Source organism: Dietzia kunjamensis (assembly GCF_045689975.1).
GTDB lineage: Bacteria > Actinomycetota > Actinomycetes > Mycobacteriales > Mycobacteriaceae > Dietzia > Dietzia kunjamensis.
Genome location: NZ_CP143297.1, coordinates 1,069,085 through 1,095,751 on the forward strand (window position 1 = coordinate 1,069,085; position 26,667 = coordinate 1,095,751).

The 26,667-nt window shown below is 72.3% G+C and carries 23 protein-coding genes and 2 pseudogenes; 20 read left to right on the plus strand and 5 right to left on the minus strand.

Annotated features, from left to right (window positions below; all coding sequences use genetic code 11):
* Nucleotides 1-5: 5 nt before the first annotated feature.
* From VZF99_RS05005 to VZF99_RS05025, 5 genes and pseudogenes are all read left to right on the plus strand, one after another.
* A complete protein-coding gene (locus VZF99_RS05005) occupies nt 6-1,826 on the plus strand; it encodes an FAD-binding dehydrogenase (RefSeq protein WP_407335825.1) in 1,821 nt (606 codons plus the stop codon).
* 86 nt (nt 1,827-1,912) lie between these two features.
* Nucleotides 1,913-2,275 (plus strand): annotated as a pseudogene (locus VZF99_RS05010) (MFS transporter); the annotation flags it as partial.
* A 59-nt stretch (nt 2,276-2,334) separates the two neighbouring features.
* A complete protein-coding gene (locus VZF99_RS05015) occupies nt 2,335-3,012 on the plus strand; it encodes an MFS transporter (protein ID WP_407336161.1) in 678 nt (225 codons plus the stop codon).
* 561 nt (nt 3,013-3,573) lie between these two features.
* A pseudogene (locus tag VZF99_RS05020) lies at nt 3,574-3,990 on the plus strand (cytochrome P450); the annotation flags it as partial.
* A gap of 125 nt (nt 3,991-4,115) precedes the next feature.
* Nucleotides 4,116-4,244 carry a hypothetical protein gene (locus VZF99_RS05025; protein WP_268091882.1) on the plus strand — a complete coding sequence of 43 codons (129 nt, stop codon included), beginning with the start codon at nt 4,116-4,118 and terminating at the stop codon, nt 4,242-4,244.
* A 37-nt stretch (nt 4,245-4,281) separates the two neighbouring features.
* Here the strand turns inward: VZF99_RS05025 and VZF99_RS05030 are convergent, their stop codons facing one another.
* Complete coding sequence (locus tag VZF99_RS05030; protein WP_407335826.1) at nt 4,282-5,532, minus strand: calcium/sodium antiporter; 1,251 nt, start codon at nt 5,530-5,532, stop codon at nt 4,282-4,284.
* A 170-nt stretch (nt 5,533-5,702) separates the two neighbouring features.
* Entirely contained in the window at nt 5,703-7,844 is a 2,142-nt protein-coding gene (locus VZF99_RS05035) for a RecQ family ATP-dependent DNA helicase (RefSeq protein ID WP_407335827.1), read from the minus strand.
* 70 nt (nt 7,845-7,914) lie between these two features.
* Here VZF99_RS05035 and VZF99_RS05040 point away from each other — a divergent pair, with 70 nt between their 5' ends.
* The 12 genes from VZF99_RS05040 (at nt 7,915) to VZF99_RS05095 (ending at nt 19,569) form a co-directional block, all read left to right on the plus strand.
* A complete protein-coding gene (locus VZF99_RS05040; protein WP_407335828.1) occupies nt 7,915-8,937 on the plus strand; it encodes a serine hydrolase domain-containing protein in 1,023 nt (340 codons plus the stop codon).
* 89 nt (nt 8,938-9,026) lie between these two features.
* Nucleotides 9,027-9,653 carry a class I SAM-dependent methyltransferase gene (locus VZF99_RS05045; protein ID WP_407335829.1) on the plus strand — a complete coding sequence of 209 codons (627 nt, stop codon included), beginning with the start codon at nt 9,027-9,029 and terminating at the stop codon, nt 9,651-9,653.
* A complete protein-coding gene (locus VZF99_RS05050; protein WP_317470687.1) occupies nt 9,650-10,534 on the plus strand; it encodes an SDR family NAD(P)-dependent oxidoreductase in 885 nt (294 codons plus the stop codon). The genes VZF99_RS05045 and VZF99_RS05050 overlap by 4 nt, the downstream gene beginning before the upstream one ends.
* 45 nt (nt 10,535-10,579) lie before the next feature.
* Nucleotides 10,580-11,881 carry a glutamate-5-semialdehyde dehydrogenase gene (locus VZF99_RS05055; RefSeq protein WP_096905769.1) on the plus strand — a complete coding sequence of 434 codons (1,302 nt, stop codon included), beginning with the start codon at nt 10,580-10,582 and terminating at the stop codon, nt 11,879-11,881.
* 67 nt (nt 11,882-11,948) lie between these two features.
* Nucleotides 11,949-12,830, plus strand: a complete 882-nt coding sequence (locus tag VZF99_RS05060; protein ID WP_096905768.1) for a MoxR family ATPase — start codon at nt 11,949-11,951, stop codon at nt 12,828-12,830.
* A gap of 28 nt (nt 12,831-12,858) precedes the next feature.
* Nucleotides 12,859-14,289: a VWA domain-containing protein gene (locus tag VZF99_RS05065; RefSeq protein ID WP_120286303.1), complete on the plus strand. Its 1,431-nt coding sequence runs from the start codon at nt 12,859-12,861 to the stop codon at nt 14,287-14,289.
* 65 nt (nt 14,290-14,354) lie between these two features.
* Nucleotides 14,355-15,071 carry a nicotinate-nucleotide adenylyltransferase gene (gene nadD, locus VZF99_RS05070; protein ID WP_407335830.1) on the plus strand — a complete coding sequence of 239 codons (717 nt, stop codon included), beginning with the start codon at nt 14,355-14,357 and terminating at the stop codon, nt 15,069-15,071.
* Nucleotides 15,068-15,511, plus strand: coding sequence for a ribosome silencing factor (gene rsfS, locus VZF99_RS05075; protein ID WP_067719684.1), 444 nt, complete (start codon nt 15,068-15,070; stop codon nt 15,509-15,511). Before nadD ends, rsfS begins: the two co-directional genes overlap by 4 nt.
* 8 nt (nt 15,512-15,519) lie before the next feature.
* The gene (locus VZF99_RS05080) at nt 15,520-16,218 is read left to right on the plus strand and encodes a histidine phosphatase family protein (RefSeq protein ID WP_185951458.1); all 699 of its coding nucleotides are present in this window, start codon (nt 15,520-15,522) and stop codon (nt 16,216-16,218) included.
* Entirely contained in the window at nt 16,215-17,045 is an 831-nt protein-coding gene (locus VZF99_RS05085) for a DegV family protein (RefSeq protein WP_096907294.1), read from the plus strand. Before VZF99_RS05080 ends, VZF99_RS05085 begins: the two co-directional genes overlap by 4 nt.
* Before the next feature lie 50 nt (nt 17,046-17,095).
* A complete protein-coding gene (locus tag VZF99_RS05090; protein WP_096905763.1) occupies nt 17,096-18,127 on the plus strand; it encodes a helix-hairpin-helix domain-containing protein in 1,032 nt (343 codons plus the stop codon).
* Nucleotides 18,124-19,569, plus strand: coding sequence for a ComEC/Rec2 family competence protein (locus VZF99_RS05095; RefSeq protein WP_120286300.1), 1,446 nt, complete (start codon nt 18,124-18,126; stop codon nt 19,567-19,569). Before VZF99_RS05090 ends, VZF99_RS05095 begins: the two co-directional genes overlap by 4 nt.
* Here the strand turns inward: VZF99_RS05095 and VZF99_RS05100 are convergent.
* A complete protein-coding gene (locus VZF99_RS05100; protein ID WP_096905761.1) occupies nt 19,556-21,211 on the minus strand; it encodes an ATP-dependent DNA helicase RecQ in 1,656 nt (551 codons plus the stop codon). The two genes, VZF99_RS05095 and VZF99_RS05100, sit on opposite strands and share 14 nt — an antisense overlap.
* 145 nt (nt 21,212-21,356) lie before the next feature.
* Between VZF99_RS05100 and VZF99_RS05105 the strand changes: the two genes are divergently transcribed.
* From VZF99_RS05105 to VZF99_RS05115, 3 genes are read left to right on the plus strand one after another with little or no spacing between them, the layout of a single operon-like run.
* A complete protein-coding gene (locus VZF99_RS05105) occupies nt 21,357-21,890 on the plus strand; it encodes a (2Fe-2S)-binding protein (protein WP_069389686.1) in 534 nt (177 codons plus the stop codon).
* Nucleotides 21,887-22,915 (plus strand): xanthine dehydrogenase family protein subunit M, encoded by a 1,029-nt coding sequence (locus tag VZF99_RS05110; RefSeq protein ID WP_069389687.1) that lies wholly within the window; start codon nt 21,887-21,889, stop codon nt 22,913-22,915. Before VZF99_RS05105 ends, VZF99_RS05110 begins: the two co-directional genes overlap by 4 nt.
* Nucleotides 22,912-25,014, plus strand: a complete 2,103-nt coding sequence (locus VZF99_RS05115; RefSeq protein WP_407335831.1) for a xanthine dehydrogenase family protein molybdopterin-binding subunit — start codon at nt 22,912-22,914, stop codon at nt 25,012-25,014. Before VZF99_RS05110 ends, VZF99_RS05115 begins: the two co-directional genes overlap by 4 nt.
* On the opposite strand, the gene VZF99_RS05120 is transcribed toward VZF99_RS05115, so the two are convergent.
* Both VZF99_RS05120 and VZF99_RS05125 read right to left on the minus strand, forming a co-directional pair.
* A complete protein-coding gene (locus VZF99_RS05120; RefSeq protein ID WP_120286297.1) occupies nt 25,008-25,565 on the minus strand; it encodes an NTP transferase domain-containing protein in 558 nt (185 codons plus the stop codon). The two genes, VZF99_RS05115 and VZF99_RS05120, sit on opposite strands and share 7 nt — an antisense overlap.
* Nucleotides 25,562-26,650, minus strand: a complete 1,089-nt coding sequence (locus VZF99_RS05125) for an XdhC family protein (RefSeq protein WP_407335832.1) — start codon at nt 26,648-26,650, stop codon at nt 25,562-25,564. The genes VZF99_RS05120 and VZF99_RS05125 overlap by 4 nt, the downstream gene beginning before the upstream one ends.
* Between the last annotated feature and the right edge of the window lie 17 nt (nt 26,651-26,667).

Here is a 26,667-nt window from a genome sequence, read left to right on the forward strand (position 1 = left end):
GGCGCATGAGCCGCTCTGAGTCCCGATCGCACCGCACCACCGGCGAGGCCCGGCCCGTCCACCCCGTCTACCCGGAGTGGCAGCCGCCGTCGGCGTCACGGGCGGCCAACACCGGACCGCTTCCCGCGCCGGAGCCGGGCTTCACCCCGGACGTGATCGTCGTGGGGCACGGTCTGTCCGGACTGGTCGCCACCCACGAGGCGACCCGCGCGGGCAAGAAGGTGCTCGTGGTGGACCAGGAGAACGAGAAGAACCTCGGCGGGCAGGCGTTCTGGTCGCTGGGCGGCCTCTTCCTGGTCGACACACCCGAGCAGAAGCGGATCGGGATTTCCGATTCGCTCGAGTTGGCGTGGCGGGACTGGCTCGGCTCCGCCGGCTTCGACCGGCCGGAGGACCACTGGCCGCGGCAGTGGGCGCGTGCCTATGTCGAGTTCGCCGCGGGGGAGAAGCGGCGGTACCTCCACGACCTGGGCCTGCGGATCATCCCCACCGTCGGCTGGGCCGAGCGCGGCGGCGGCGACGTGGCCGGGCACGGCAACTCCGTCCCGCGCTTCCACGTGACCTGGGGGACCGGGCCCGAGGTGGTGCGGGTGTTCGAGGAACCCATCCTGGAGGCCGCCCGGGCCGGGCTCGTGCGCTTCGCCGTACGACACCGGGTGGACGAGATCGTGGTGGAGGACGGCCGGGCCGTCGGAGTGCGCGGCGCGACGCTCGTTCCCTGCGAACTCGACCGGGGCGTGTCCTCCCCGCGGGAGGAGACCGGGGGGTTCGAGTTCCGCGCCCGGGCGGTGCTGCTCGCCTCCGGCGGCATCGGCGGCAACCCCGACCTCGTTCGTCGGTACTGGCCCGCGGACCGGCTCGGCGACGCTCCCGAGCACCTGATCCTGGGGGTGCCCGAGCACGTGGACGGCCGGATCCTGGAGATCTCCGCGGTGGCCGGGGCCAACCTCATCAACCGGGACAGGATGTGGCACTACACCGAGGGGGTCGCCCACTACGCGCCCGTGTGGCCCTCCCACGCGATCCGCATCATCCCCGGGCCGTCCACCCTGTGGCTGGACGCGAACGGCGACAGGATGCCGGTGCCGCTGTTCCCGGGGTTCCACACCACGGCGTCCATCGAGGCCATCCGCCGCACCGGCCGGGACTACTCCTGGTTCATCCTCGACTCCGCCATCGCCGGCAAGGAGTTCATCCTCTCCGGGTCCGAGCAGAACCCCGAGCTGACGGACAAGAGCATCAGGAAGTTCGCCTCCAAGGCCGGCAGCGGACTGCCGCCGTCGATCGCCGAGTTCGCCGAGAAGGGCGTCGACTGGGTGGTCGCGGACACCCTCGAGGAGATGGTCGCCGGCATGAACTCACTGCTGCGCGACGGGGAGCCGGAGCTCGACGTGGAGAGGGTGCGCGAGTTCGTCCTGGCCATGGACGGCCAGATGGACAACCCGTTCGCCAAGGACGCGCAGGTGCAGGCCATCCACAACGCCCGGCGCGTCCTCACCGACAAGCTCACCCGGATGGCCAAGCCGCACCGGCTGCTCAGGGACTCGGGGCAGGGCACGGGCTCGGCGGCCGGCTCCGGCGGCCCGCTCATCGCGGTCAAGGTGCACCTCATGACCCGCAAGACGCTCGGCGGCATCGAGACGACCCTCGACTCCCAGTGCCTGACCCCCGATGGCGAGCCCTTCCCGGGCCTGTACGCGGCGGGCGAGGTCGCCGGTTTCGGCGGCGGCGGCGTGCACGGGTACAACTCGCTGGAGGGCACGTTCCTCGGCGGGTGCATCTTCTCCGGGCTCAAGGCGGGCCGGGCGATGGCGCGGGAGGCCTGATCGGCGCGGGCGGCCGCGAGGAGCGCACTCTTTCCGCGGCGAGGATCGGTATCGCCGGCGCGGCGGTCGTCGGCGTTGCCTTCGGCATGGCGCGGTACGTCTACGGGCTCACCCTGCCCGACATCCGCCGGGACCTCGGTCTGCCGGAGCTGGTGCTCGGGCTCGTCGCCAGCGCCACGTTCGTCGGCTACCTGGCCGGCCTGCTGCTCGCGGGACCCCTGGCGGCCCGGCGTGGACCGCGCGCACCGACCACCGTGGGCGGGGTCTGCGGCGCGCTCGGTGCCGCCATCGTGGTGACCGCGCAGTCTCCGTGGCTGCTCGCCGTGGGCGCGGTGCTGGCCGGCAGCGCGGGTGGCTGGGTCTGGGCGCCGTACTCGGACATCGTCACCCGGACGGTGACCGCCCGACACCAGCGCAGGGCTCTGGCGATGATCACCACCGGCACGGGAGTCGGGCTGATCGCCCTGGGCGGGCTGGCCGTCCTCGCCGTCCAGGGATCCTGGCGTCTGTGTGGGCGGGGGTCGCCGCGGCAGCGGTCGTCGCGGCGGTCGTCAACCTGCACCTGGTACCGCGGAGCGACCCGGTGGCGCGCCCGCGGGGTCAGCGCGGGCTCGCGGACCTGGCCAGGGTCCTGCCCGTACCCGCCGGCTACTCGGTCGTCTACTTCGCCGTCGTCATCATCTACTTCACCTACGCCTCCGACGTCCTCGACCGCACGGACCTGCCGGAGCTCGCTGTCCCGGCGGCCTACGTCCTGATCGGTGCCAGCGGCCTGACGGCACTGGCGACCGGCGCCATGGCGCAACGGTGGGGCAGTGCCCGGGTCGCGGCGATGTGCCTGGTGACCGTCGCGGTGTCGTTGGCGCTGCTGGGTCAGGCGGGGAACTCCCTGGGCGCGACGGTGATCTCCGCCTGCGTCTTCGGTGTGGGGTACATGACCGGTTCGGCGGTCCTCGCCGTGTGGACGGCGGACCTGGCCCCCGATCGCGCGGGGGCGGCGTTCACGGCGTGCCTGGTGGTGGGCGCCGTGAGCTCGGAGATCGCGCCGGCGCTCGCCGGGGCCGTCATACCGTCCCTGGGGCTCGGTGCACTGCTGCTGACCTCCGCCGCGGTCTCGGGGATCAGCTGTGTCGTGCTGCTCCGGGCCCCCGGAGCCCCACGACGGTCGCCCGCGCCCGCCGAGTGACCACCGGAATGTGCGATTCCGATGTGGGCCGGGTACCGGTCCGCGAGTGTGGCGGGTATGCGGGATGCGCACGAGATCATGGACCTGTTCGACCCCTCGAGGACCTCGCCGGGAATCGAGCGGGTGGGGGACTCGGGCTTCTACGCCGTCCGGTCATGGGACCTGATCGTGGAGGCCGCGAGCAGGGTCGAGGACTTCTCGTCCAACCTCACCGCGACGATGGTGGTGGGCCCTGGCGGGGAGGTGACCGAGTTCCCCGTCGCCGAACTCGGATCCCCCGTCCACGCGCTGGCGACTGCTGACGGGCAGGTGCACCGAGCCCACCGGAGCGTGGTCACGTCGTCCCTCTCCCCGCGCACACTGCGAGCCTGGCGGCCCTTCGTCGACCGCCGACTGCGAGAACTGTGGGCGGACGGCTGGCGAGACGGCGGGATCGACTGGGTGAGGGACATCGCCGAGCGTCTCCCGCCCGCCGTCATCGCGGAACTCATGGGGCTGCCGCCACAGGATGCCGACCGACTGTGGGAGTGGGCGTTCGCCAGTACCAGGATGTTGGACGGGATGGTCACGGCCGACGAGCTCGACGATTCGCTCCGGTCGGCCGGGGAGCTGGTCGACTACCTCTCGGCCGCGGTGACCGGGGCGGAGGCCGGACAGGGCGCCTCGGTGCTCGGGGCACTCGCCCGTGAGCTGGAGCGTGGCGAGATCTCCCACGACGCCGCGGTGCAGGTCCTGGTCCAGCTCGTGGCGGCGGGTATCGAATCCACCGTGGGCCACCTGGGCACGCTGGTGTGGCGCCTGGGGCAGCACCCCGAGCACCTCGACACACTCCGGTCGGACCCGGGGCGCCGCTCGCCGTTCATCGAGGAGACACTGAGAACGGATGCGCCCTTCCGGGGGCATTACCGCCACGTCACCACGGACACCGAACTCGGCGGGACCGCTCTCCCCGCGGGCACCCACCTCTTCCTCCTGTGGGGTAGCTCCAACCGGGACCCCCACCGGTTCGGGGATCCGGACCGGTTCGGACCGGACCGGATGAGGGCTCGCACCTGTCGTTCGGGCGCGGCATCCACTTCTGCCTGGGTGCGGCCCTGGCGCGCATGGAATCCCGCGCCGCACTCGACTTCCTCCTCGATCTCGGCGGGGACCTCGAGATCGACGTCTCGCGGACCGAATGGCACCAGAGTCTTCTGGTCCGTCGCCTCCGGAGCCTCCGACTCACCGTGTGAACCGGAGGTCCTCGGCGAACGGGCCCGGCGAGGGTGCTCAGCCGTCGCCGGTCGTCACCTCCGTGGGGCCCTCCTCGTCCGCTCCGCGCGCCCCCGCCGCGACTCGCCGCTCCCGCGCCTGTCGGCGCCCCCGCAGTACGCCGAGTTCATAGGTGGCCAGCACGATGAGCCACAGCGCGGTGATGGGGATGACGAACCAGAGCATGGCGGCGCTGAACGGATCCAACGCGTCGTGGTCGGCCGCCTGCAGCACCACGTAGGCGACATACGCGGCGTAGAAGCCGGTGAAGAGCAGTCCCTCCCACCGCTTGATCGCCATACCGGTGAAGGCGACCGGGAGCAGGGCCAGCGAGACGGCGAGCATGATCGGCAGGTCGAAGCGGACGGCCCCGGGGGCGACGTCGATGGGCGTGATGAGCGAGGTCATCCCGAGAACGGCACCGATGTTGAACATGTTGCTACCGACGATGTTGCCGATGGCCAGGTCCCGTTCGCCGCGGATCGCCGCCACCACGCTCGTGGCGAGCTCCGGCAGCGACGTCCCGACCGCCACCACCGTGAGGCCGATGACCAGGTCACTCATCCCCCATGCCGACGCGAGATCACTCGCCGCCGCGACGAGTAGTCGCGCGCCGACCACCAGCAGGGCCACTCCGACGACCACGAAGACGCTGCTGACCAGAACCGGGTGTGACGACGCGACGCCGGACGACCGCGTCTCGCCGGCACTGGCGCCACCCGCGTCGCCATCACCCGCGCCGTCGACGGCGGCGTCGCCACCACCGGCGCCGTCAGCGACCGGGTCCTCCGGTGCCGCGGCGGCCCGGCCTCCATCCTGCTTGCGCGAGATGACGATCGTCGCCACCACATACGCCACGAGGCCGGCGAACAACAGCAGACCGTCGAGGAAGCTGATCGTGCCGTCGAGTGCCACCAGCAGCGCGACCACCGAGAACAGCACCATGATGGGGATGTCGACCCGCACGATGCGGGACGTCGCCACCAGCGGGGCAACGATCGCTGTCAGACCCAGGATGAGCAGGATGTTCGCGATGTTGCTGCCCACCACGTTGCCGACGGCCAACCCCGGGTACCCGCTCAGCGCGGCGTCGACGCTCACCGCGAACTCCGGCGCGGAGGTGGCGAAGGCGACGACGGTGAGTCCCACCACCAGCGGGGAGATCCCGAGGGTCGCGGCCAGACCGCCGGCGCCTCGCACCAGTACTTCGCCGCCGCCGATGAGTAGGACGAATCCCACCGCGAGGGCGAGCACCGTGAGGGCGCTCATGACGGGTCCGACCGGATCGTGGTGAACCCCGGCCCGGCCGACGGTGACGGTCTCGTTGCGTTACCCATGGGTCGATGATCCCGTGCCGGACTCCGGTCTGTCGAGGCGCGGGCGGCGACCTCCCCGGACATCACACCCAGCCGGACAACACACCTAGCCGGACATCACACCTAGCCGGATGTGGCGACGGCCAGGGGCAGGACGGCGGGGACCCCGGAGGAGCGGAGATGCCGGGCCGCCTCGGTGATCGTCCACCCCGTCCCGAGCAGGTCGGTGACCAGGAGGACGGGGCCCTCGGACGGCGTCGACGGGCCGGAGAACGTGCCCCACAACTGAGCCACGCGGTATGCGGAGTTCTGGGCCGTCACGGCGGGCAGGGCCGGATCGCGGGAGATCTCCCCGAGATGTTCCATGCGACCCATCTGCGCCAGGGCATGGGCGAGAGTGGTGACCAGCTGCGGGTGCTCGCCGGTGAGGAGGGCGGCCACGCCGGTGGGCCGGTCGGCCCAGCCCCACTCGCGGAGAACGGGAATACACGCGCGTGCGAGCCATTCCGGGGCGTCCTGGTCGGGCTCGGCGAGCAGGGCGCGCAGCTTCTGGCCCAGGCCGAGATCGGTCAGGCGGGCCAGAGCCCGGCCCTCGGCGGGGCCGTCGGCGATCTTGCCCTTGAGCGGGACGTCGAGCTTGGCGAGGCCGGTGGGCCACTGGCGGCGGGGCGGCAGGACCACGCCGGGCCGTTCGAGGGCCTCGCGGGCGCGGGTCAGGGCCCCGGAGTCGACGTCCGTGGTGCGGCGCTGACCCGTGCAGTTGTCGCAGTGACCGCAGCCGTCGGAGGCCGGGTCGAGGGTGGGGTCGTCGAGCTGGCCGCGGAGGAACTCCATGCGGCAGGACCCGGTGCGCTGGTACTCCAGCATCGCCTGCTGCTCGGACTGCCGTGCCTCCGCCAGCCCCGCGTACCGCTCGGCGTCGTAGTGCCACGGCCGACCGGTGGCCACCCAGCCACCCCGGACGCGCTGGACCGCGCCGTCGACGTCGAGGACCTTGAGCACCATCTCGAGCCGGTTGCGGCCGAGGTCGACGGCGGGTTCGAGCGCCTGCGTGCTCTGCGGTTGGTCGGGCTCCAGCGCGTCGAGGACCCGCCGCACCACGTTCTCGGGCGGGAACGCCAGGGAGGCGAAGTGATTCCAGATCGCGCGGTCCTCGGGCCCGGGCAGCAGGACCACCTCGGCGCGGTCGGCGGCACGCCCGGCGCGGCCGATCTGCTGGTAATAGGAGATGGGGGAGGGCGGGGCACCCAGGTGGACCACGAAGCCCAGGTCCGGCTTGTCGAAGCCCATGCCCAGCGCGGAGGTGGCGACCAGGGCCTTGACCTCGTTGTCGAGCAGCGCGCGCTCCAGCTCCTCGCGTTCACCGGCGTCGGTGCGGCCGGTGTAGGAGCTGACCCGGTGCCCGGCCGAGGTGAGTAGTTCGGCCATGTCCTCGGCCGCCGCGACGGTGAGGCTGTAGATGATGCCGCTGCCCGGCATCGACTCGAGGTTCTCCACGAGCCAGGCGGCGCGCTTCTCCGAGTCGTCGATAGCCACCACCGACAGCCGCAGCGACTCGCGGTCCAGTCCGCCTCGCAGGACGAGGGTGTCCTCCGAGGCGGACTCACCGACCCCGAGCTGCTGCGCGACATCGCGGACCACCCGGTCGTTGGCCGTGGCCGTGGTGGCCAGGACCGGCACGCCCAGGGGCAGATCGGCGAGGAGCGTGCGGATACGCCGGTAGTCCGGCCGGAAGTCGTGACCCCAGTCCGAGACGCAGTGGGCCTCGTCCACCACCACGAGGCCGGCGTCCGCTGCGAGCGCGGGCAGGACCGTGTCCCGGAAGTCGGGGTTGTTGAGACGCTCCGGGCTCACCAGCAGCACGTCGACCTCACCGGCCCGGACCGCCGAGCGGACCTCGTCCCACTCGGTCATGTTGGCCGAGTTGATGGTGGCCGCCCGCACCCCGGCCCGGGCGGCGGCCTCGACCTGGTTCCGCATGAGTGCGAGCAACGGCGAGACGATCACGGTGGGGCCCGACCCCAGCTCGCGGAGCAACCGGGCGGCGATGAAGTACACCGCCGACTTGCCCCAGCCGGTGCGCTGGACCACCAGCGCGCGTCGCCGGTCCGCCACCAGGGCCTCGATGGCGACCCACTGGTCCTCGCGCAGGACGGCGCCCGGGCCGGCGAGGGCGCTGAGCAGTTCGTCGGCGCGGGCCCGGAGGGCGGCCCGGTCCCCGGTGGCCGGGTCGTCGGAAGTGGGACGGTCCGCTGTCGAGGTCATGGGCCCATCGTGCCCCACCGCTCCGACAGCTCACCTGCGGAGCGGAGCCCGGGAGCGTTTACTCGGCCCCGTGACCAGTGGTGGGCAGGGAATCGCGGGGCAGGTCGAGCGGGCGACGGACCGACTGTCGCGGCGGCGGGTCGGGGTCGTGATGGCTGCCGGGCCACCGGGCGGCGTCCACACCGCTGCACGCGGGGACACCGGTCGGGGCGCCACGCCGGACGCCCACACGCTCTTCGAGATCGGCTCCGTCACGAAGGTGTTCACCGCCCTGTTGCTGGCCGACGGTGTCGTCCGGGGGCAGTGGCGCTTGGACACCCCGGTCCGGGACCTGCTCCCCACCGGCACGGACCTGCCGGGTGGCGACGACGACCCGATCACGTTGCAGCACCTCGCGACCCACACCTCCGGGCTCCCCAGGACGCCCGGCCGGCTGGGGCTCCGGGAGAACCTCGCCTACGTGCGCACGGGTGCGGATCCCTATGTGGACCTCACGGAATCGGACGTCCTCGCCGGACTCCGTGGCCTCCGCCCGCGTCGGCACCCGGGGCAGGGCACGCCGAGGTACTCGAATCTCGGCTTCGGCCTTCTCGGCATCGCGATGACCAGCGCGACCGGGGCCGACTTCGGGGCGCTCGTCCGCGACCGGATCTGCGGACCACTGGGCATGCCCGACACCGTGACCGAGGATGAGATGACCGACGAGCAGCGGCGGCGAACGGCCCTCGGGCACCGCAGCCGCCGCCGCGGCGCCGAGCCGTGGCCGCTGCGCGGCATGCCGGGCGCCGGAGCACTGCGCTCCACGGCGGCCGACATGACGCGGTTCCTCGCCGCGCATCTCGATCCGTCGACCACCGACCTCGAGGCCGCCGCCCGACTCACGCAGGCCACGCCGCCGTCGGGTCCGGGACGGATGGGGCTCGGGTGGCATCGCGCCGGCCCGGGCACCCTGTGGCACAACGGCGGGACCGGCGGATTCCGGTCGATCGCCGTCGTCGACACCGTCGGCGGGACCCTCGCGGTCACCCTCGTCAACCAGACCAGGGGAGCCGATCTGCCCACCTTCCGACTCCTCTGCGCCATCGGCTCGTGACCACCGCGTTCCGCCGGCCCTGCTGCGGCCGCGCTCGTCGTCGTCGTCCTCCGCGACGCATGTCGCTCCCTGCGGCCATACTGGGCCGCATGGCTCAGACATGGAAGCAGATCGTGGAGGCCGACCCCGAGCACTCCCGGCGGTACGCCCGACGGTGGGACGACATGGTCGCCGAGGGAGTGGACATCGACGGCGAGGCGCGGCTGATCGACGCGATGGCCCCGCGCGGTGCCCGGATCCTCGATGTGGGCTGTGGTCAGGGGCGCACCGGCGCCTACCTGCACTCGCGTGGACACCGCGTCACCGGCGTCGACCTCGACCCGCACCTGATCGAGCGCGCGCGGGAGCTGTGCCCCGAAGCGTCGTGGGAGGTCGCGGACCTGGCGGACGAAGGCTGGCCCCGCGGGCCGTTCGACCTCGCCGTGTCGGCGGGCAACGTCCTGGCCTTCGTCGACCCCGCCAGCCGCGGCGCCGTGCTCACCAACCTCGCCGCCCGCCTCGCCACGGCGGACGAGGGCGCCGAGGGGAGGGCCGGCCGCCTGGTCGTGGGCTTCGGGCTCGACCGGGGCTGGACCCGGGAGGAGTTCGACCGCGACGCCGACCGCGCCGGGCTGCGGGTGCAGCAGCGCTGGTCGACGTGGGATCTGTTGCCGTTCGACGACGACAGCGGCTTCATGGTCACCGTCCTCGAGCGCAGCGACGGGGCAGCCTCGTGAGCTCCGCGGCGTGGACCGTCGACGACCTGCCCGACCTGACCGGGAAGACCATCGTGGTCACGGGCGGCACCAGCGGCATCGGGAAGGAAGCCGCGCGTGAACTCGCGCGCCGGGGCGCCCACGTCGTGCTCCCGTCCATCACCCGCGCCGAGGGGGAGGCGGCGGCCGCGGAGATCGGCGGATCCACCGAGGTCCACGAGCTGGACCTGAGTGACCTGCACGCCGTGCGGGAGTTCGCGAGCTCGTACACGGACCCCGTCGACATCTTGTTGGACAACGCCGGACTGATGAGCAAGACCAGGCGGGAGACCGCCGACGGCTTCGAGCTGCACCTGGGGGTCAACGTCCTCGCGCCCTTCCTGCTCACCGAACTCCTGCTGCCCCGGATCCGGGAGCGGGTGGTGATCACGGCCTCGATGGCCCACGCCAAGGGGCGGCTCGACTTCGCCGACCCCCACTTCCGACAGCGCCCCTACTCGATGGCGGCGGCGTACGCCCAGTCGAAGCTGGCGTGCATGCTCTGGGGCCTCGACCTGCAGAACCGGCTCGCCGCCGCGGGTTCCGAGGTGGACGTGCAGCTCGCCCACCCCGGGTTCGCCGCCACCTCGATCCTCGACCCGACCCCGTTCCCGCCGGTCAATGCCGTGCTCAACCTGCTCGGCCGGCGGATCGTCCCCACGGCCGCCGACGGGGCTCGCCCGCTGCTGTACGCGGCGACGGAGGATCTGCCGCCGGCGTCGTACATCGGACCGACGGGCTTCCGACAGATCGCAGGCCCGCCCGGACCCGGTGAGCGATCGGGCCCTGCCGGCGACCCGGACCTGGCCCGCCGATTCCGGGAGTTCGCCGTGCGCGAGACCGGAGCCGTCCCGACGGTCTGACTCGTCGGAGGTGGCTCCGCCGGCCGCATCGGTAAGCTGGAACGTATGACAGCCAGCCACCTCGACGCTTCCGACCTCACTGGCCAGACGGACGCCGGGCCCGCCGCGGACCCGACCCGCGACGCCGTCCACGACGCCGCCCGCCGGGCCCGGTCCGCCTCGCGCGAGCTGGCCCTGCTCACCGCGGACCGCAAGAACGCACTGCTGCAGGCCGCCGCCGACGCCCTCGTGGTGGCGGAGTCGACGATCCTCGAGGCCAACGCCCGGGACCTCGCCGAGCAGTCCGAGGCCGGAATGGGCGAGGCCATGCTCGACCGGCTGCGGCTCACCGCCGAGCGGATCGAGGGCATCGCCGGCGGTCTGCGCCAGGTGGCCGGCCTGGCGGACCCGGTCGGCACCGTCACGCGTGGCTCGACCCGCCCCAACGGGCTGCAGTTGCGACAGGTCCGGGTCCCGCTCGGCGTGGTCGGGATGATCTACGAAGGTCGCCCCAACGTCACCGTCGACGCGTTCGGGCTCGCCTTCAAATCGGGCAACGCCGCACTGCTGCGGGGGTCGCGCTCGGCCCGCAACTCCAATGAGGCGCTGGTCGAGGTGCTCCGCGGTGTCCTCGCGGAGCACGGCCTGCCCGTCGATGCGGTCCAGCTCCTGCCGTCCGAGGACCGGTCGTCGGTCACCCACCTCATCCAGGCGCGCGGTCTGGTGGATGTCGTCATACCCCGCGGTGGTGCGGGGCTGATCCAGGCCGTGGTGGAGAACGCCAAGGTCCCGGCCATCGAGACCGGCACCGGCAACTGTCACCTCTACATCCACGGAGACGCGGACCTGGACGAGGCGATCAGCCTGCTGCTCAACGGGAAGACGCGTCGCTGCAGCGTCTGCAACGCCACCGAGACGGTGTTGCTCGATTCCGCACTCGGCGACGCGGCCGTGGACCGCGTCGTGGGGGCGTTGAGGACGGCCGGCGTCACCGTCCACGGCGACCGCGAGGGCCTCGTCCCCGCCGACGACGTCGACTGGGGCGAGGAGTACCTCAGCATGGACATCGCGCTCAAGGTCGTCGACGGGGTGGACGAGGCGATCGAGCACATCGACCGCTGGTCCTCCGGACACACCGAGGCCATCTCCACCCGCAGCATCGACGTGGCGGACCAGTTCTGCGCCCGCGTCGACGCGGCGGCGGTGATGGTCAACGCCTCCACCGCCTGGACCGACGGTGAGATGTTCGGCTTCGGCGCCGAGATCGGTATCTCCACCCAGAAACTCCACGCCCGCGGCCCGATGGGGCTCGAGGAACTGACCAGCACGAAGTGGATCGCCCACGGCAAGGGGCACGTGCGGCCGTAGAGGCACTCGCGCCCGGGCCACCCGCCGGCCCGCCACCGACGACCCCGAACCGAAAAGGACCCACCCGATGGACCGAGCCCGCACCGCCCAGCGACCCGCATTCGAGAGCATCGACCACGTCATCGAGGCCCTCGGTGGGCAGGGGTACCTGGCCGACCGATCGACCGCGACGGTGGTCTACCTCGCCGACCGGTTGGGCAAGCCGCTGCTCATCGAGGGCCCGGCCGGTGTCGGCAAGACGGAGCTGTCGAAGGCCGTCGCCGCCGCCACGGAGGCCGAACTCATCCGCCTGCAGTGCTACGAGGGCGTGGACGAGGCCCGTGCGCTCTACGAGTGGAACCACGCCAAGCAGATCCTGCGGATCCAGGCCGGGCAGGGCGAGGGGTGGGACTCCACGCGCGACGACGTGTTCGCCGAGGAGTTCCTGCTCTCCCGGCCGTTGCTCACCGCCATCCGGCGCAGCGAGCCCACCGTCCTGCTCGTCGACGAGGTGGACAAGGCCGACATCGAGATCGAGGGGCTGTTGCTGGAGGTCCTCAGCGACTTCGCGGTGACCATCCCCGAGCTCGGGACCATCGAGGCCTCCCGACGCCCGTTCGTGGTGCTCACCTCCAACGCGGCCCGCGAGCTGTCCGAGGCGCTCAAGCGGCGGTGCCTCTACCTGCACCTGGACTTCCCGACCCCCGAGCTGGAGCGCAAGATCCTCGCCTCCCGGGTGCCGGAGCTCGACGACCGGCTGGCCGAGCAGCTCGTTCGCGTGGTGGGCGTCCTGCGCGCGATGGCGCTGAAGAAGGTGCCGAGCGTGTCGGAGACGATCGACTGGGGTCGCACCCTCGTGGCGCTGGGCCTGGACACCATTGACGACGAGGTCGTCCTGCAGACGCTCGGCGTGGTGCTCAAGCACCAGTCCGACCAGCTGCGCGCGGCCGCCGAGCTCCGGCTCAACTAGGGCCGTGCGGAACAGGGAGATGGGTGGAATGACCGACAGGGCCCCGGGCGGGATGTCCGGTCACCTCGTCGACTTCGTCGACGCATTGCGCCGCAAGGGCATCCCCGTCGGTCCGAGCGAGGCCGTGGACGCCGCCGCGGCGATGGTGCACGTCGACCTGCTCGACCGCGCCGCGCTGCGCGAGGCGCTGGCCTCGACGATCCTGCACAAGTCCACGCACCGTGGGGTGTTCGACCAGCTCTTCGACCTGTGGTTCCCGGCCGCCGTGGGGTCCCACACCGCGGGCGACGCGGTGACGCTCGAGGTGGAGATCCCGACCGACGACGACGGCAAGGTGGATCCGGACGCTCTGAACGAGCTCATCGCGTCGCTCCTGCTCGAGGACACCGAGGAGTCGCGGGCCAAGGCCCGGGCGTTGGCGGAACTCCTGGTCGAGCAGCTGGGCTCGTATGACTCGGTGAACGGGCCGCGCTACTCCGCCTACCAGGCACTGAGCCCGCTCGACACCAACTCGATCATGCAGCGGATCCTGGACGGGCTGCTCGGCGCCGACCCCTTCGACCCGGACGGTTCCCAGCGGCACGCCGAGAAGACCGCGGCCGCCAATTCGGCCGCCGACCTGGTCCGTGGCTTCCTGCGGGAGGTCGCCGACGAGACCCGCCGCCGCACCGCCGAGACCGTGGGTCGCGACCGCGTCGCGCAGTACGCGGTGGGGCCCGCGGCCGAACAGGTCGACTTCCTGCGGGCCAACGACCAGGACCTGCAGGCACTGCGCCGCAGGGTGGGTCCGCTGGCCAGGCAGCTGGGCAGCCGGCTGGCGGCCCGCCGGCGTCGTCACCGGCACGGTGCGATCGACATGCGCAAGACCATGCGCCGGTCCATGTCCACCGGCGGCGTGCCCGTGGAACTGGTGCTGCGCAAGCCCCGCCCGGCCCGTCCGGAGCTGGTCGTGTTGTGCGACGTGTCCGGCTCGGTGGCCGGGTTCAGCCACTTCACCCTCCAGCTGGTGCACTCGCTCCGGGAGCAGTTCTCCCGGGTACGGGTGTTCGCGTTCGTCGACACCACCGACGAGGTGACCTCGTTCTTCGAGACCGGGTCGGACCTCGGATCCGCGATGAGCCGGATGGTCCGCGAGGCCGAGATCGTCACCTACGACGGTCACTCCGACTACGGCCACGCACTGGCGGGCTTCGCGGACAGGTACGCCCACACCCTGACCAGGACGGGGTCGCTGCTCATCCTGGGAGACGGCCGCAACAATTACCGGGATCCGTCCGTCGAGGCACTCGAGTTCGTCAGCGAGCGGGTCGGACACACCCACTGGCTCAACCCGGAGCCCAAGCGGCAGTGGGGGACCGGCGATTCGGCCGCCAGGCTGTACTCCCAGTACGTCCCCATGCACGAGTGCCGCAACGTCGAACAGCTCACGACGGTCGTCGCGAGCCTGCTTCCCGTGTAAGCGATTGCGGCGGCGGGGCGCGGCAGACGACTGGGCGTCACCCCCGACCGATAGACTCACCGACCATGGCCACGACGGGGACCTCCGACGGCGCTCGACGCCGTATCGGAGTGATGGGCGGGACCTTCGACCCCATCCATCACGGTCACCTCGTCGCGGCCAGCGAGGTCGCCCACCGGTTCGGTCTCGACGACGTGGTGTTCGTCCCCACCGGCGAGCCGTGGCAGAAACGGGGCCGGGCGGTGTCACCGGCCGAGGACCGCTACCTGATGACGGTCATCGCCACGGCCTCCAACCCGCGCTTCTCGGTCAGCCGCGTCGATATCGACCGGGACGGGCCGACCTACACGCTCGACACGCTCAAGGACCTGCTGCGCCAGCACCCGGACACCGATCTGTACTTCATCACGGGCGCCGACGCGCTGGAGAAGATCCTCACATGGCGCGGGTGGGAGGAGATGTTCGACTTCGCCACGTTCGTCGGGGTCTCCCGGCCCGGGTTCGAACTGTCCGACACACACCTCGCCGAGATCAGGGACGGGCGCGTCTACCTGCTCGAGATCCCCGCGCTGGCCATCTCGTCCACGGAGTGCCGCCGCCGGGCGGCCGAGGACGCGCCCGTGTGGTATCTCGTGCCGGACGGTGTCGTGCAGTACATCGCGAAACGCAATCTCTACCGGCCCGAGGGTTCGACCCGCCTGGACGGCACCCCCGCAGCGACGGCCCCGGTACACCGGGTGCCCGTCCCCACCGATCCCCACCCCGAGGAGAATCCCCAGTGACCGCAAGTCCCGAGGCCCTTGAGATGGCCGCCATCGCGGCCCGCGCCGCCGACGACAAGCTGGCGACCGACATCGTCGTCATCGACGTCTCCGGCCAGCTCATCATCACCGACTGTTTCGTCCTGGCGTCCGCCGACACGGAGCGGCAGGTCAACTCCGTCGTCGACGAGATCGAGGACAAGCTGCGCGAGGCCGGCCACAAGCCGCTGCGTCGCGAGGGCACCCGCGAGGGGCGGTGGGCGCTGCTCGACTACAACGAGCTGGTCGTGCACGTCCAGCACGTCGACGAGCGCGACTATTACTCGCTCGACCGCCTGTGGAAGGACTGCCCGGTCGTCGAGATCGAGGGCGTCGAGACGTCGCGACGGCCCGCTGACGACGCCGGCAACGCCGACGACTCGCTCGCGCCGGAGGAGCCGCAGCGGGATCAGGAGCTCTGAACCACCCGGTGACCCGACGTCTCATCCTCCTGCGTCACGGCCAGACGCACTACAACGCCTCGTTGCGGATGCAGGGACAGCTGGACACCGAGCTCAGTGAGCTGGGTATGCGGCAGGCCCACGCGGTCGGCCGCGTGCTGGCACCCCGTCGCCCGTGGACGATCCTGTCCTCGGACCTGCAGCGGGCGCACGAGACGGCGAAGGCGTTGGCCACCGAGGTGGGATTGGACGTCCGCACCGACCCCAGGCTGCGGGAGACGCACCTGGGCACGTGGCAGGGCATGAGCCACTCGGAGGTCGACGGGCAGTGGCCCGACGCCCGGGTCCGGTGGCGCAGCAGCCCGCGGTGGTCCCCGCCGGAGGGCGAGAGCCGTCTGGACGTGGCGCGGCGGACCCGAGAGGTCGTCGACGAGCTGGTCGAGTCGTCGCCGGATTGGAGCGAGCACCCCGCCGTGATCGTCGCCCACGGCGGCGCGATCGCGGCCCTGACCGCGTCGCTGCTCGAGCTGCCGGTGGAGCAGTACTCGGTGTTCAACGGACTGGGCAACACCTGCTGGGTGCAGCTGTCGGCGCACGTCCGCCCCGAGGGCACGGCCGCGCAGCCTCCCGAGTCCGAGGTCGGCCCCACCACCGAGGCCGCCCGAGGTGTTCTGTGGCGCCTGGACCAGTGGAACGCCGGCATCACGCCTCCGGTGGGCTCGTCATGACGATCCGCCTGGTCACCGACTCGAGTGCCGACCTGCCGGCCGAGTGGGTCCGCGGGTTCGGCATCACGGTGGTGGGTCTGCACGTCGTGGAGGAGAACGACCGCGCGGTGTCCACGGCCGCGGTCACGCCCGACGAATTGGCGGAGATCTACGGAGAACTGCTCGCGGATCCCGACTGCACCGGCGTGGTGTCGGTGCACCTGTCCCGCGAGCTCTCGCGAACGTGGCAGTCGGCGGCCGACGCCGCGACCAGGTTCGGGGGCCGGGTCCTGGTCTCGGACTCCCGCGGAGCGGGCATGGCGTTCGGGGCCGCCGTCGCGCAGTGCGCGTGGGCGGCGGGGAACGGGCTCGGCCTGTCCGCGACCTACGAACTGGCCGAGCGACTCTGCCGGGGCGCCTCGACGTACGCCGCACTGGAGTCACTCGAGAACCTGCGCAGAGGCGGCCGGATCAGTGCGCTCGCCGCGCTCTTCGGTAGTGCCCTGGCCATGCGCCCGGTGATCGTGTTGCGCAATGGATCGGTGGACCTGGCGGCCAAGGCCCGCACCACCACCAAGGCGCATGCGCGGCTGCGGTCCCTGCTGCGCGACGACGTGGCGCGCGGTGACGTGCTGGTGGTGGTCCACCACCACCAGGCGCGCGAGCGGGCCGAGGAGATGGCCACCGAGATCCGCAAGGAGACCCAGTTTCCGGAGCGGGTCATGATCGTCGAATTCGACGAGGTCCTCGCATGGCACCTGGGGCCGGGAACAGTGGGTGTCTCGGTGACGGACCTGGTCGACACCGAATTCCCCATCCTTCCCCCCTCTCCACAGCCGGCGGACTGACGGCCGCGATCGGGGCCACCGCGGAGGATGTGCCGGGCTAGCTTCGCGCCATGCGAACCGAGACCCCGGCACGATCCGGCGGCCCCGTCGACTCCCACCGGGACCCTGCGCGGGCGGCCGCCCTGCACCGACTCGCCAGCGCACTCTCGCCACCGGACGCCGACCGTCCTGCCGCGGTCGATCATCGTCCGGCCCCGGGCGACGCCCCTCCGGCAACCGGTGGTGGGCCCGGCCGGCTGGCCGCGGTGCCGTGGGCCGACCTCGACCCCGCGGGTGACCGGCCGGAGCGGATCCCGCCGCAGTACCCGGATGCGACCGCCTGGGCCGACCCGCCGTGGTGGGGTCGCATCCGGTGGGCGCCCGACCGGCTCGCCGGGATCGCCCTGGTGATGCTCGTGCTGGGTCTCGGCGCGTTCTCCGTGCACCGTCTGATCTCGTCCGTCCCCGAGGGGCCTGCGGTGCCCGACCTCCCGTTGGCGGAGGTGGGGGAGACCGTTACCGAGGCCGCTGACGAGACCGGCGCCTCGCACCGGCCCGCCCCACCGTCCCCGGGGTCGGTACCCGGGGAGGCGGTTCCCGCCGGGGAGCCGGTCGTCGTCTCCGTCGTCGGGCTGGTCGGCCGCAGTGGACTGGTCACCCTCGCGCCCGGCGCCCGGGTCGCCGACGCGCTCGACAGTGCGGGGGGTGTCCTGGAGGGCGGGGACCGGGACGGGCTCAACCTGGCGCGCAAGGTCTCCGACGGCGAACAGATCCTCGTCGGGTCGGCCCCCGGCCCGGACGGGTCGGGAGGTCCGCGCAGCGACATCATCGCACCGGGCCCCGGCCCGGGGCAGGCGGCACCGGGGACCGGAGCGCCCGCGGCGGGTTCACCGGATCCGGGAGGAGGTGGGGGTCTGGTCGATCTCAACGCCGCCGACGCGGCGGCACTCGAGTCGTTGCCCGGCGTGGGGCCGGTGACCGCGTCGTCGATCCTGGCGTGGCGGGCCGCGAACGGGTCGTTTACCAGCGTCGACCAGCTGGTGGAGGTCGACGGTATCGGGCCGGCGACCCTGGCACGGCTCCGGCCGCTGGTCACGGTGTGAGCGACCCGGTCGACACGTCACGGCGCCGGATCCCTGCGGCGCGGGATCTGCGGCTGGTCGTGCCGACGCTCGCGGTGTTCGCGGCCACGGCCGCGACGGGCGTGGTCCGCCCGGCTCTCGCCGCCGCCGTCGCGGTGGTGTTGGCGGCGGCCGCGGTGGTCGCCGCGCTGTGGTCCGTCGGCGGGTCGACCGGTTCCGGGCACGGGGTGCGTGAGCGACTCGACCGCGCCGCGCTGGGCGTCCTCGCGGTGGTGTGCGCGACGGGCGCGGTTGCGGCGGGGGTACAGGCCGCCCGGGTGCACGCCCTGTCCGCGCACCCGCTGAACGATCTGGTGGGCGCGCGGACAGGGGTACAGGCGGTGGTGACCGGCTTTGACCGGCCGATCCGCGGCGGCGGGGTGATGGTGCCGGTCCGGGTGGAGTCCACCGGGTCGGGGAGCTCGGCGCGCGAGGCCGAACTCGACGTTGTGCTGCTGGCCCGCAACGGCTGGCGGGGGCTCCCGCCGGGGACCCGGGTGGAGGCATCGGTGGCGGTGGTGGAGCCGCGATCCGCGGGAGAACCACCTGCACTCCGGGCGCTGTCCCCGCCCCGCGTGACGGGCCCACCCGGATGGTCCGGACGGGTCCCGGCGGCGGTGAGGGAGCGGCTCCGGCAGGTGTCCGGCCGCGCGCTCGAGGGAGAGGCCGCAGGGCTGCTCCCGTCCTTCGTCCTGGGCGACGAGGGCGGGGTGTCCACCCGGACCCGGGAGGAGTTCCGGGCGGCCGGGCTGGCGCACCTCGCCGCGGTCTCGGGTGCCAACACCACCTACGTCGTGGGTGCGGTCCTGCTCGCCGCGGCGGCTCTCGGGGTCGGGCGGCGTGGGCGGATCCTGGCCGCGGGACTCGCGCTGGCCGGATTCGTGGCGGTGGTCGGCCCGGAACCGGCCGTCCTGCGCGCCGCCGGCACCGGGGCCATCGGTCTGGCGGCACTCGGCGCCCACCGCACCGGCCGCCCGCTGGCCGCGCTGGCGGCGGTGGTGCTCGTCGTCGCCCTGCTCGATCCCGCCACGGCCACCGGCACCGGCTTCGTCCTGTCCGTCACCGCGACCGCCGCCCTGGTCCTGGCGGCGAGGCCGGTGGCCCAGCGGATCCGTCGACCGTGGATGCCCGGGCCGGCCGCCGACATCCTGGCGGTGTGCGTCGTCGCCCACCTGGCCACGTTGCCGGTGCTCGTGGCCTCGGGCCTGGGTCAGGGGCCGTGGGCCCTGCCCGCGAACATCGCCGTCGCCCCGGCCGTCCCGCTGGTCACCGTGCTCGGCACCGCGGCGGCCGCGCTCGGCCCGGTGTGGGAGAGCGGTGCGGTCCTGCTGGCCGCGGCCTGCGCCCCCGCATTGTGGTGGCTCGAGACCGTCGCCGGCATCGCTGCCGGGCTGCCGGGCTCGCCACCCGTCATGCCCGGGTGAGCAGTTCCTGGTCGCGCACCAGGTCGAGTGACAGCGTTCGATAGCCCTGTTCCTCGAAAAACACGGTGAGCCGGTCGTCGTCGACGCTCATGACGATCCCCGAGCCCCACTCACGGTGCACGACCGCGGACTGCAGGGGGAAATCCGCCGCGTCGTGGGTGAGGTCGACCGCGGTGCCGGCGTCGCAGGTGTCGCAGTTCCCGCACGGGTCCGCGAGCTCCTCACCGAAATACCCCAGAAGGAACTGGCGACGGCACCCGTCGGTCTCGGCGTATCCGCGCATCATCTCGATCCGCGAGCGATCGATCCGCTCGAACGTCTCCGACGTCTCCTCGGCCCGCCGGACCGCCTCCTTGGGCCGCACGTCCTCCACGAGTCGCAGGCCCTCCCGCCCGGACTCGACGACCGCCGCCGCCGCGAGGAGATTGACCGCCCCCGTGACGCGCTTTCCGCCGAAGTCCAGCGACTTCCTCAACCGGGTCAGCCGCACCGGGCCGTCGGCCCGGCGGAGGTGCTTGATGACCGCCCGGATGACCTCCTCGTCGGCGCTGTGCGACGAGAAGAAACTCCGCAGGCCCAGGTCCTCGCTGCGGTAGTGGAGTTCGATCGTCGCCGGCTCGCGGTCGCGGCCGGCCCGTCCCGCCTCCTGGTAGTACGTGTCGAGTGAGTCGGGGATGTCGGCGTGCAGGACGAACCGCACGTCCTCCTTGTCGATCCCCATCCCGAACGCACTCGTCGCCACCACCACGTCGAGGTCACCATCGAGGAAGGCGCCCAGCGTCTCCTCGCGGTCGGCCGACTTCTGGCCGGCGTGGTAGGCACGCACCCTCATCGGCCGATCCGAGTCGGCCGCTCGTGCGGCGATGCGCTCGGCGTACTCCTCGGTGGACCGGCGGGTGGCGGTGTAGACCAGTCCGGGGCCGCCGAGTTCGACGGCCCGCTCCACGACCGCGTCCTGTTTGCCGTCGTCCTCGACGTGCCGTCTCACCGCGAGGTGCAGTTCCGACCGGTCGAATCCTCCGGCCAGCACCAGGGCGTCGGACATGGCGAGCCTGTCGACGATCTCCTCGCGGACCGGGGTCGAGGCGGTGGCGGTGAGCGCGATGACGGTCGGCGACCCCATCCGGTGGCGGGCGGCGTCCAACCGCAGGTAGTCGGGGCGGAAGTCGTGGCCCCAGGCGGAGACGCAGTGCGCCTCGTCGACCACGAGGAAGCTCGGCTCGGCGGCACGGAGCCGGTCGAGCACCTCTCGTTTGGCCAGTTGCTCAGGGGTGAGGAACACGAAGTGGACGCGCCCCGCGACGACCTCGTCCCAGGCCTCCGCCTGCTGTCGCACGCCCATCGAGGAGTTGATCGCCAGCGACCGGGTGGGCGCGGAATCCGCGAGCGAGTTCAGACCCTCGCACTGGTCGCTCTGCAACGCGATGAGCGGTGAGACCACCACACACGGGCCGTCCGCCATGATCCCGGCGAGCTGGTAGATCGCCGATTTGCCGTAGCCGGTGGGCAGCACCGCCAGCACGTCGCGGCCTCCCACCGCCGCCTCGATCGCCTCGGCCTGCATCGGGCGCAGGTCGTCCCAGCCGAACACGCGGCGCGCCACCTCGTGGGGATCGGTGGCCTCGGCCTGGGTCGTCGTCACGAGTGCGTCCTCTCTATCCGCGGTCGGGCTGCCCGCGGTGGGATGGTCCCGGACCGTCGAGCGTATGCGCACTGGGCGGTGTGCTCCCACCGCACGCGCCCCCGACCGGTCGCGGGGCACCTGCCGCCGCGCCTACAGTCGGAATATGGAGATGGACATCACTCTCAGGGTTGATGGCGAGCAGCATGTCGTCACCGTGGACACACGCACGACCCTCCTCGACGCTCTGCGCGACCGGCTCGGTAACTACTCGGCCAAGAAGGGCTGCGACCACGGACAGTGTGGGTCCTGCACCGTGTTGGTTGACGACCGCAGGGTCACCTCGTGCCTGTCGCTGGCGGTGGCGCAGGAGGGGAAAGACGTGGTCACCGCGGCGGGCCTGTCCGAGAACGGCCTCCATCCGCTCCAACAGGCGTTCATCGACACCGACGCGTTCCAGTGCGGCTACTGCACACCCGGTCAGGTGTGCAGCGCCGTCGGGATGATCGACGAGGCCCGGGCCGGCGCGCCGAGCCTCGTCACCGAGGATCCGGGTGCGGAGATCGCCCTGACCGACGAGGAGATCCGGGAACGGATGAGCGGCAACCTGTGCAGATGCGCCGCCTACCCCAACATCGTCGCCGCCATCCGACAGGTCGTCGATTCCGCGGGCGACGAGGCGGAAGGGGCCGAGCGATGAGACCGTTCCGGTACGAACGTCCCACGGACACCGACTCGGCCGTCGCCTTCCTGCAGGAGCACGCCGGTGCCAGACCACTGGCGGGCGGTACCAATCTCATCGATCTGATGAAGCTGGGAGTGGCCACCCCGGACGTCGTCGTGGACGTGTCCCGGCTCCCGCTGGACTCCGTCGACCGGTCGGGCGACGGCGGCGTGCGGATCGGCACCAACGTGCGCAACGCCGACCTGGCGGCCCACCCTCTCATCCGGGCCGACTACCCGGTGCTGAGCCGCGCACTGCTGTCCGCCGCGTCACCGCAACTGCGCAACCTCGCCACGACGGGGGGCAATCTGCTCCAACGGACCCGCTGTGTGTACTTCCAGGACGTCACCACCCCGTGCAACAAGCGCGAGCCCGGAACCGGCTGCTCCGCCATAGGTGGTTACACGCGCTATCACGCGGTCTTCGGCCACTCTTCCGACTGCATCGCCACCCATCCCTCCGACATGGCGGTCGCCCTGGCGGTACTCGACGCGACTGTGATCGTCGTGGGTCCCGGCGGGGAACGTCGGATCCCGGTCACACGGTTCCACCGTCTCCCGGGTGACCAACCCCAGCGGGACACTGTCCTGGAGAGTGACGAGCTGGTGGTGGCGGTCGAGTTGCCCCCTCCCGTGCGCGGCGCCGTCGCCACCTACCGCAAGGTCCGTGACCGGGCGTCCTTCGCATTCGCGATCGTCTCCGTGGCCGCGCATCTGAGCGTCGACGACGGAGTCGTCACCGACGCCCGGATCGCCTGCGGTGGAGTCGCCCACGCGCCGTGGCGCGCCACCCGGGCCGAGGAGACGCTCACGGGTCGGGCCGCCACCGCCGCGTCGTTCGCCGAGGCGGCCGACGCCGAGCTGGCCGCGGCCGAGCCCGTCGACGGCACCGAGTTCAAGGTGCCGTTGCTGCGGCGGACGATGATCGCCGTCTTGCGCGACCTGACGGCCGGGTCTACGAGCGGTCGCGCCGGTGCGGCCGGACAGGAGGATGCTCGATGAGCGCCATGGGCACGTCCGTCCCCCGTCTCGACGGCCCCGCCAAGGTGACCGGGACGGCACCGTACGCCTTCGAGCACACCGGGCCGGGCGAGACGGTGCATCTTCATCCGATCACCGCCACCATCGCGCGGGGCACCGTCACCGCGATGGACACCGCGGCGGCCGAGGCCGAGCCGGGGGTTCTCGCCGTGCTCACCCCGTGGAACGCGCCGCGGCTGGCCGACACCTCGGAGCGCGAGTACGCCATCTGTCAGGACGCGGAGGTGCTCTATCGCGGTCAGCCGATCGGACTGGTGTTGGCCGAGACCGCCGAGGTGGCGCGGTGGGCCCAGTCGCTGGTGCGGGTGGCGTACGACCAGGCGCCCCACGACGTCGCCTTTCGCCCCGACCATGCCGACGCCTACGAGCCCGAGGTCGTCAACGGCGGCTACGGGCCCACGTCCGCGACCGGTGATATGGGCCCCGCCCTCGCACAGGCGGGCGTCGACGGCCACGTCGTGGACCAGAGCTACTCCACTCCCGAGGAACACAACAATCCCATGGAGCCGCACGCCGTCTCCGCCCACTGGGACCCCGACGAGCCCCTGCTGACGCTGTATGACTCCACCCAGTCCCCGCACGGCGTGGCCACGACGCTGGCACCGGTGTTGGGCCTGGAGGCCGGGCAGATCCGGGTCATCGCGCCACACGTCGGCGGCGGCTTCGGCTCCAAGGGCGCACCGCACGCCCACGACGTGCTGGCCGCCCTGGGCGCGATGCACCTGCCGCGCAGGCTGATCAAGTACGCGGTCACCCGGCAGCAGATGTTCGTCTTCGTCGGGTACCGCCCGCGGACGGTGTCCCGGATCCGGCTGGCCGCCGACGCTGACGGGCACCTGACCGCGATCGGCCACGAGGCCTGGTCGCAGAGTTCGCGGGTCAAGGAGTTCGTGGAGCAGTCCGCGGTCCCGTCCCGGTCGATGTACGCCGCGCCCAACCGCAGGACGACTCACCGTGCCGTGCCTCTGGATGTGCCCGCGCCGTACTGGATGCGTGCGCCGGGGGAGGCCCCGGGCGCGTTCGCGGCGGAGGTCGCGATGGACGAGCTGGCCGAGACGTGCGGGCTCGACCCCATCGACCTACGGGTGCGCAACGACCCGGAGACCGACCCGGAGTCGGGCAAACCCTGGACGTCGCGGCGCCTGGTCGACTGCCTGCGCGAGGGTGCGCAGCGATTCGGGTGGTCCCGGCGCCCGACCACTCCGGCCTCCCGTCGGGACGGCTGCTGGCTGGTCGGCTACGGCGTGGCGGGTGCGGCGTACCCGCACATGGTGCAACCCGGGTCGCGCGCTACGATCCGTGCCGAGGGCGACGGCCGATACCGCGTCCGGGTGGGGGCCGTGGACATCGGCACCGGCACGTGGACCGCACTCACCGCGGTCGCCGCCGACGCGCTCGGCCGACCCGCCGAGTCGATCACCCTGGAGATCGGCGACTCGGCCCTGCCCTACGCCACGGTCGCCGGCGGTTCGTCCGGCATCTCATCCTGGGGTTCGGCCATCTTCGCCGCGGCCGGACGGTTCCGGACCAGGTACGGCGACGATCCGCCCCGCGGCGCGGAGACCACCGCCGCAGCCGGCGACTATCCCGAGCTCGAGCGCTACCGTGCGATCTCCTTCGGCGCCCACTTCGTCGAGGTCCGCGTGGACGCCGACACCGGGGAGATTCGGGTGCCCCGGATGTTGGGCGTGTTCTCCATCGGCCGGGTCGTCAATCCCCGCACCGTGCGGTCGCAGTTCATCGGCGGCATGACGTTCGGGCTGTCCATGGCGCTGCACGAACAGAGCGTGCGGGACACCCGGTTCGGCCACGTCGTCACACAGAACCTCGCGGACTACCACGTCCCGACCCACGCCGACGCCACGGATATCGACGCGGTGTGGCTGGACGAGGTCGACGAGCACGCGACCCCGATGGGCACGCGCGGTGCGGGCGAGATCGGCAACGTCGGCAGCGCGGCGGCCGTCGTCAACGCCGTCTACAACGCGACCGGCGCCCGCATCCGCGACCTACCGGTCCACGCCGACGCACTCCTGGAACACCTGCCCGTCGATCAGTGACCGCCGGGCGGACCGCCGTCGTCCACGAGATCGGCGGGATGGTCGATGTCGCGCGGGGACCCCGTGCCGTCGCACGGCACTTCCCGAACCTCGTGCGAGTGCTCCCGTAGATGGTGGCGAGCTCCGGCGTCACCGACCGCCGAGGCGATGATCGCGGCATGGTGTGAGGCGCCGAGGAGGACCGGGTGTGCACGGACCCCGCCGTAGGTCGCGACCGCCAGTGGCGCATCGGCGGCCATGACCCGGCGGACCGATTCCGCGCCCAGCCACGGCATGTCGACGGGGACCACCACCGCGTCCTCGTCCCCGACCGCCGTGAGCCCGGCACGCAGCGAGGACCCCATCCCCGTCTGCCAGAGCGGATTGTGCACCACCTCGGCGCCGGGCACGTCCAGCTCGACCGCGCCACTGACCACCACGACCCGCTCACATCCGCCCGCGTGGAGCAGCGCCACGGCGCGGTCGACCAGCCGGGCTCCGCGGAAGTCGACCACGGCCTTGGGTCGGCCGAACCGGCGACCCGCGCCCGCGGCCAGCACCAGGCCGGTCATCGGTGGATGGCCACGTCGAGGCCCGTGAGCGGCGCGCCGGTGCCGCCGCGGAGATGGGCGACCAGTTCGGCGGCGATGGACACGGCGGTCTCCTCCGCTGTGCGCGCACCGAGGTCCAACCCGAGAGGGGAACGCAGGCGGGCGAGCTCGGAGTCGGTGAGTCCCTCCGCTCGGAGCAGATCGAGTCGTTCGGCGTGGACGCGTCGACTACCCATCGCGCCGACGTACCCCGCCGGACTGCGCAGGGCCGACCGCAGGAGCGGTATGTCGAACTTGTGGTCGTGGGTGAGCACGCAGATCGCGGTGGATTCGGCGACCGTCACGGAGTCCAGGTAGTCGTGCGGCCAGCAAGTGATCACCTCGTGCGCCTCGGGGAAGCGCTCTCGCCGGTTGAGGGCGGGGCGGGCGTCGCAGACCACCACCCGGTAGCCGAGCAGGGCGCCGGCCCGGCTGAGCGCCTCGCCGAACGCGCTCGCGCCGAAGATGAGAAGGGAGGGGGGAGCGAAGGAGTGCACCAGCACGCGGGTGGCCGGCTCGTGGACGCCCGTGGGGCCGGGTATGTCGACCGTCACCGCACCGGGGCGTCCGACGTGTTCGGCCGCGACGCGGGTCGCGTGACGGTCCAGGTGCGTGGCACCGAGGGAACCCTCGGTGCCGTCGGTTGCCACCACCAGGTGGGCGCCGGGGCATCGACCTGTCACGGTGGTCGCGAGGACCGCCGACCGACCTCCGCGCAGCGTCTGGCGCACCCGTTCCAGCGCATCGTGACCGGCGTCGTCGAGCGGGTGGACGAGGACCTCCGAGGTCCCGCCGCAGGTCGGCCCTTCCGCGAACGGAGTGAGCTCATCTCCACCGAAACGGGCGAGCACGGGGGTGCCGTCGGCGATCACCTGCTCGCACAGGGAGAACACCGTCCCGTCCACACAGCCACCCGAGACGCCGCCGACGACCTCGCCGTCGGCGGCGACCGCCATCGCCGCACCCGCCGGAAGGGGCGCCGACCCCCCGGTGTGCACGACCCTGGCCAACGCGCCGGGCACGTTCTCCAGGCGCCAGCGGCGTACGGCGTCGAGCAGCAGATCCACCTCCCCAGTATCCCGGC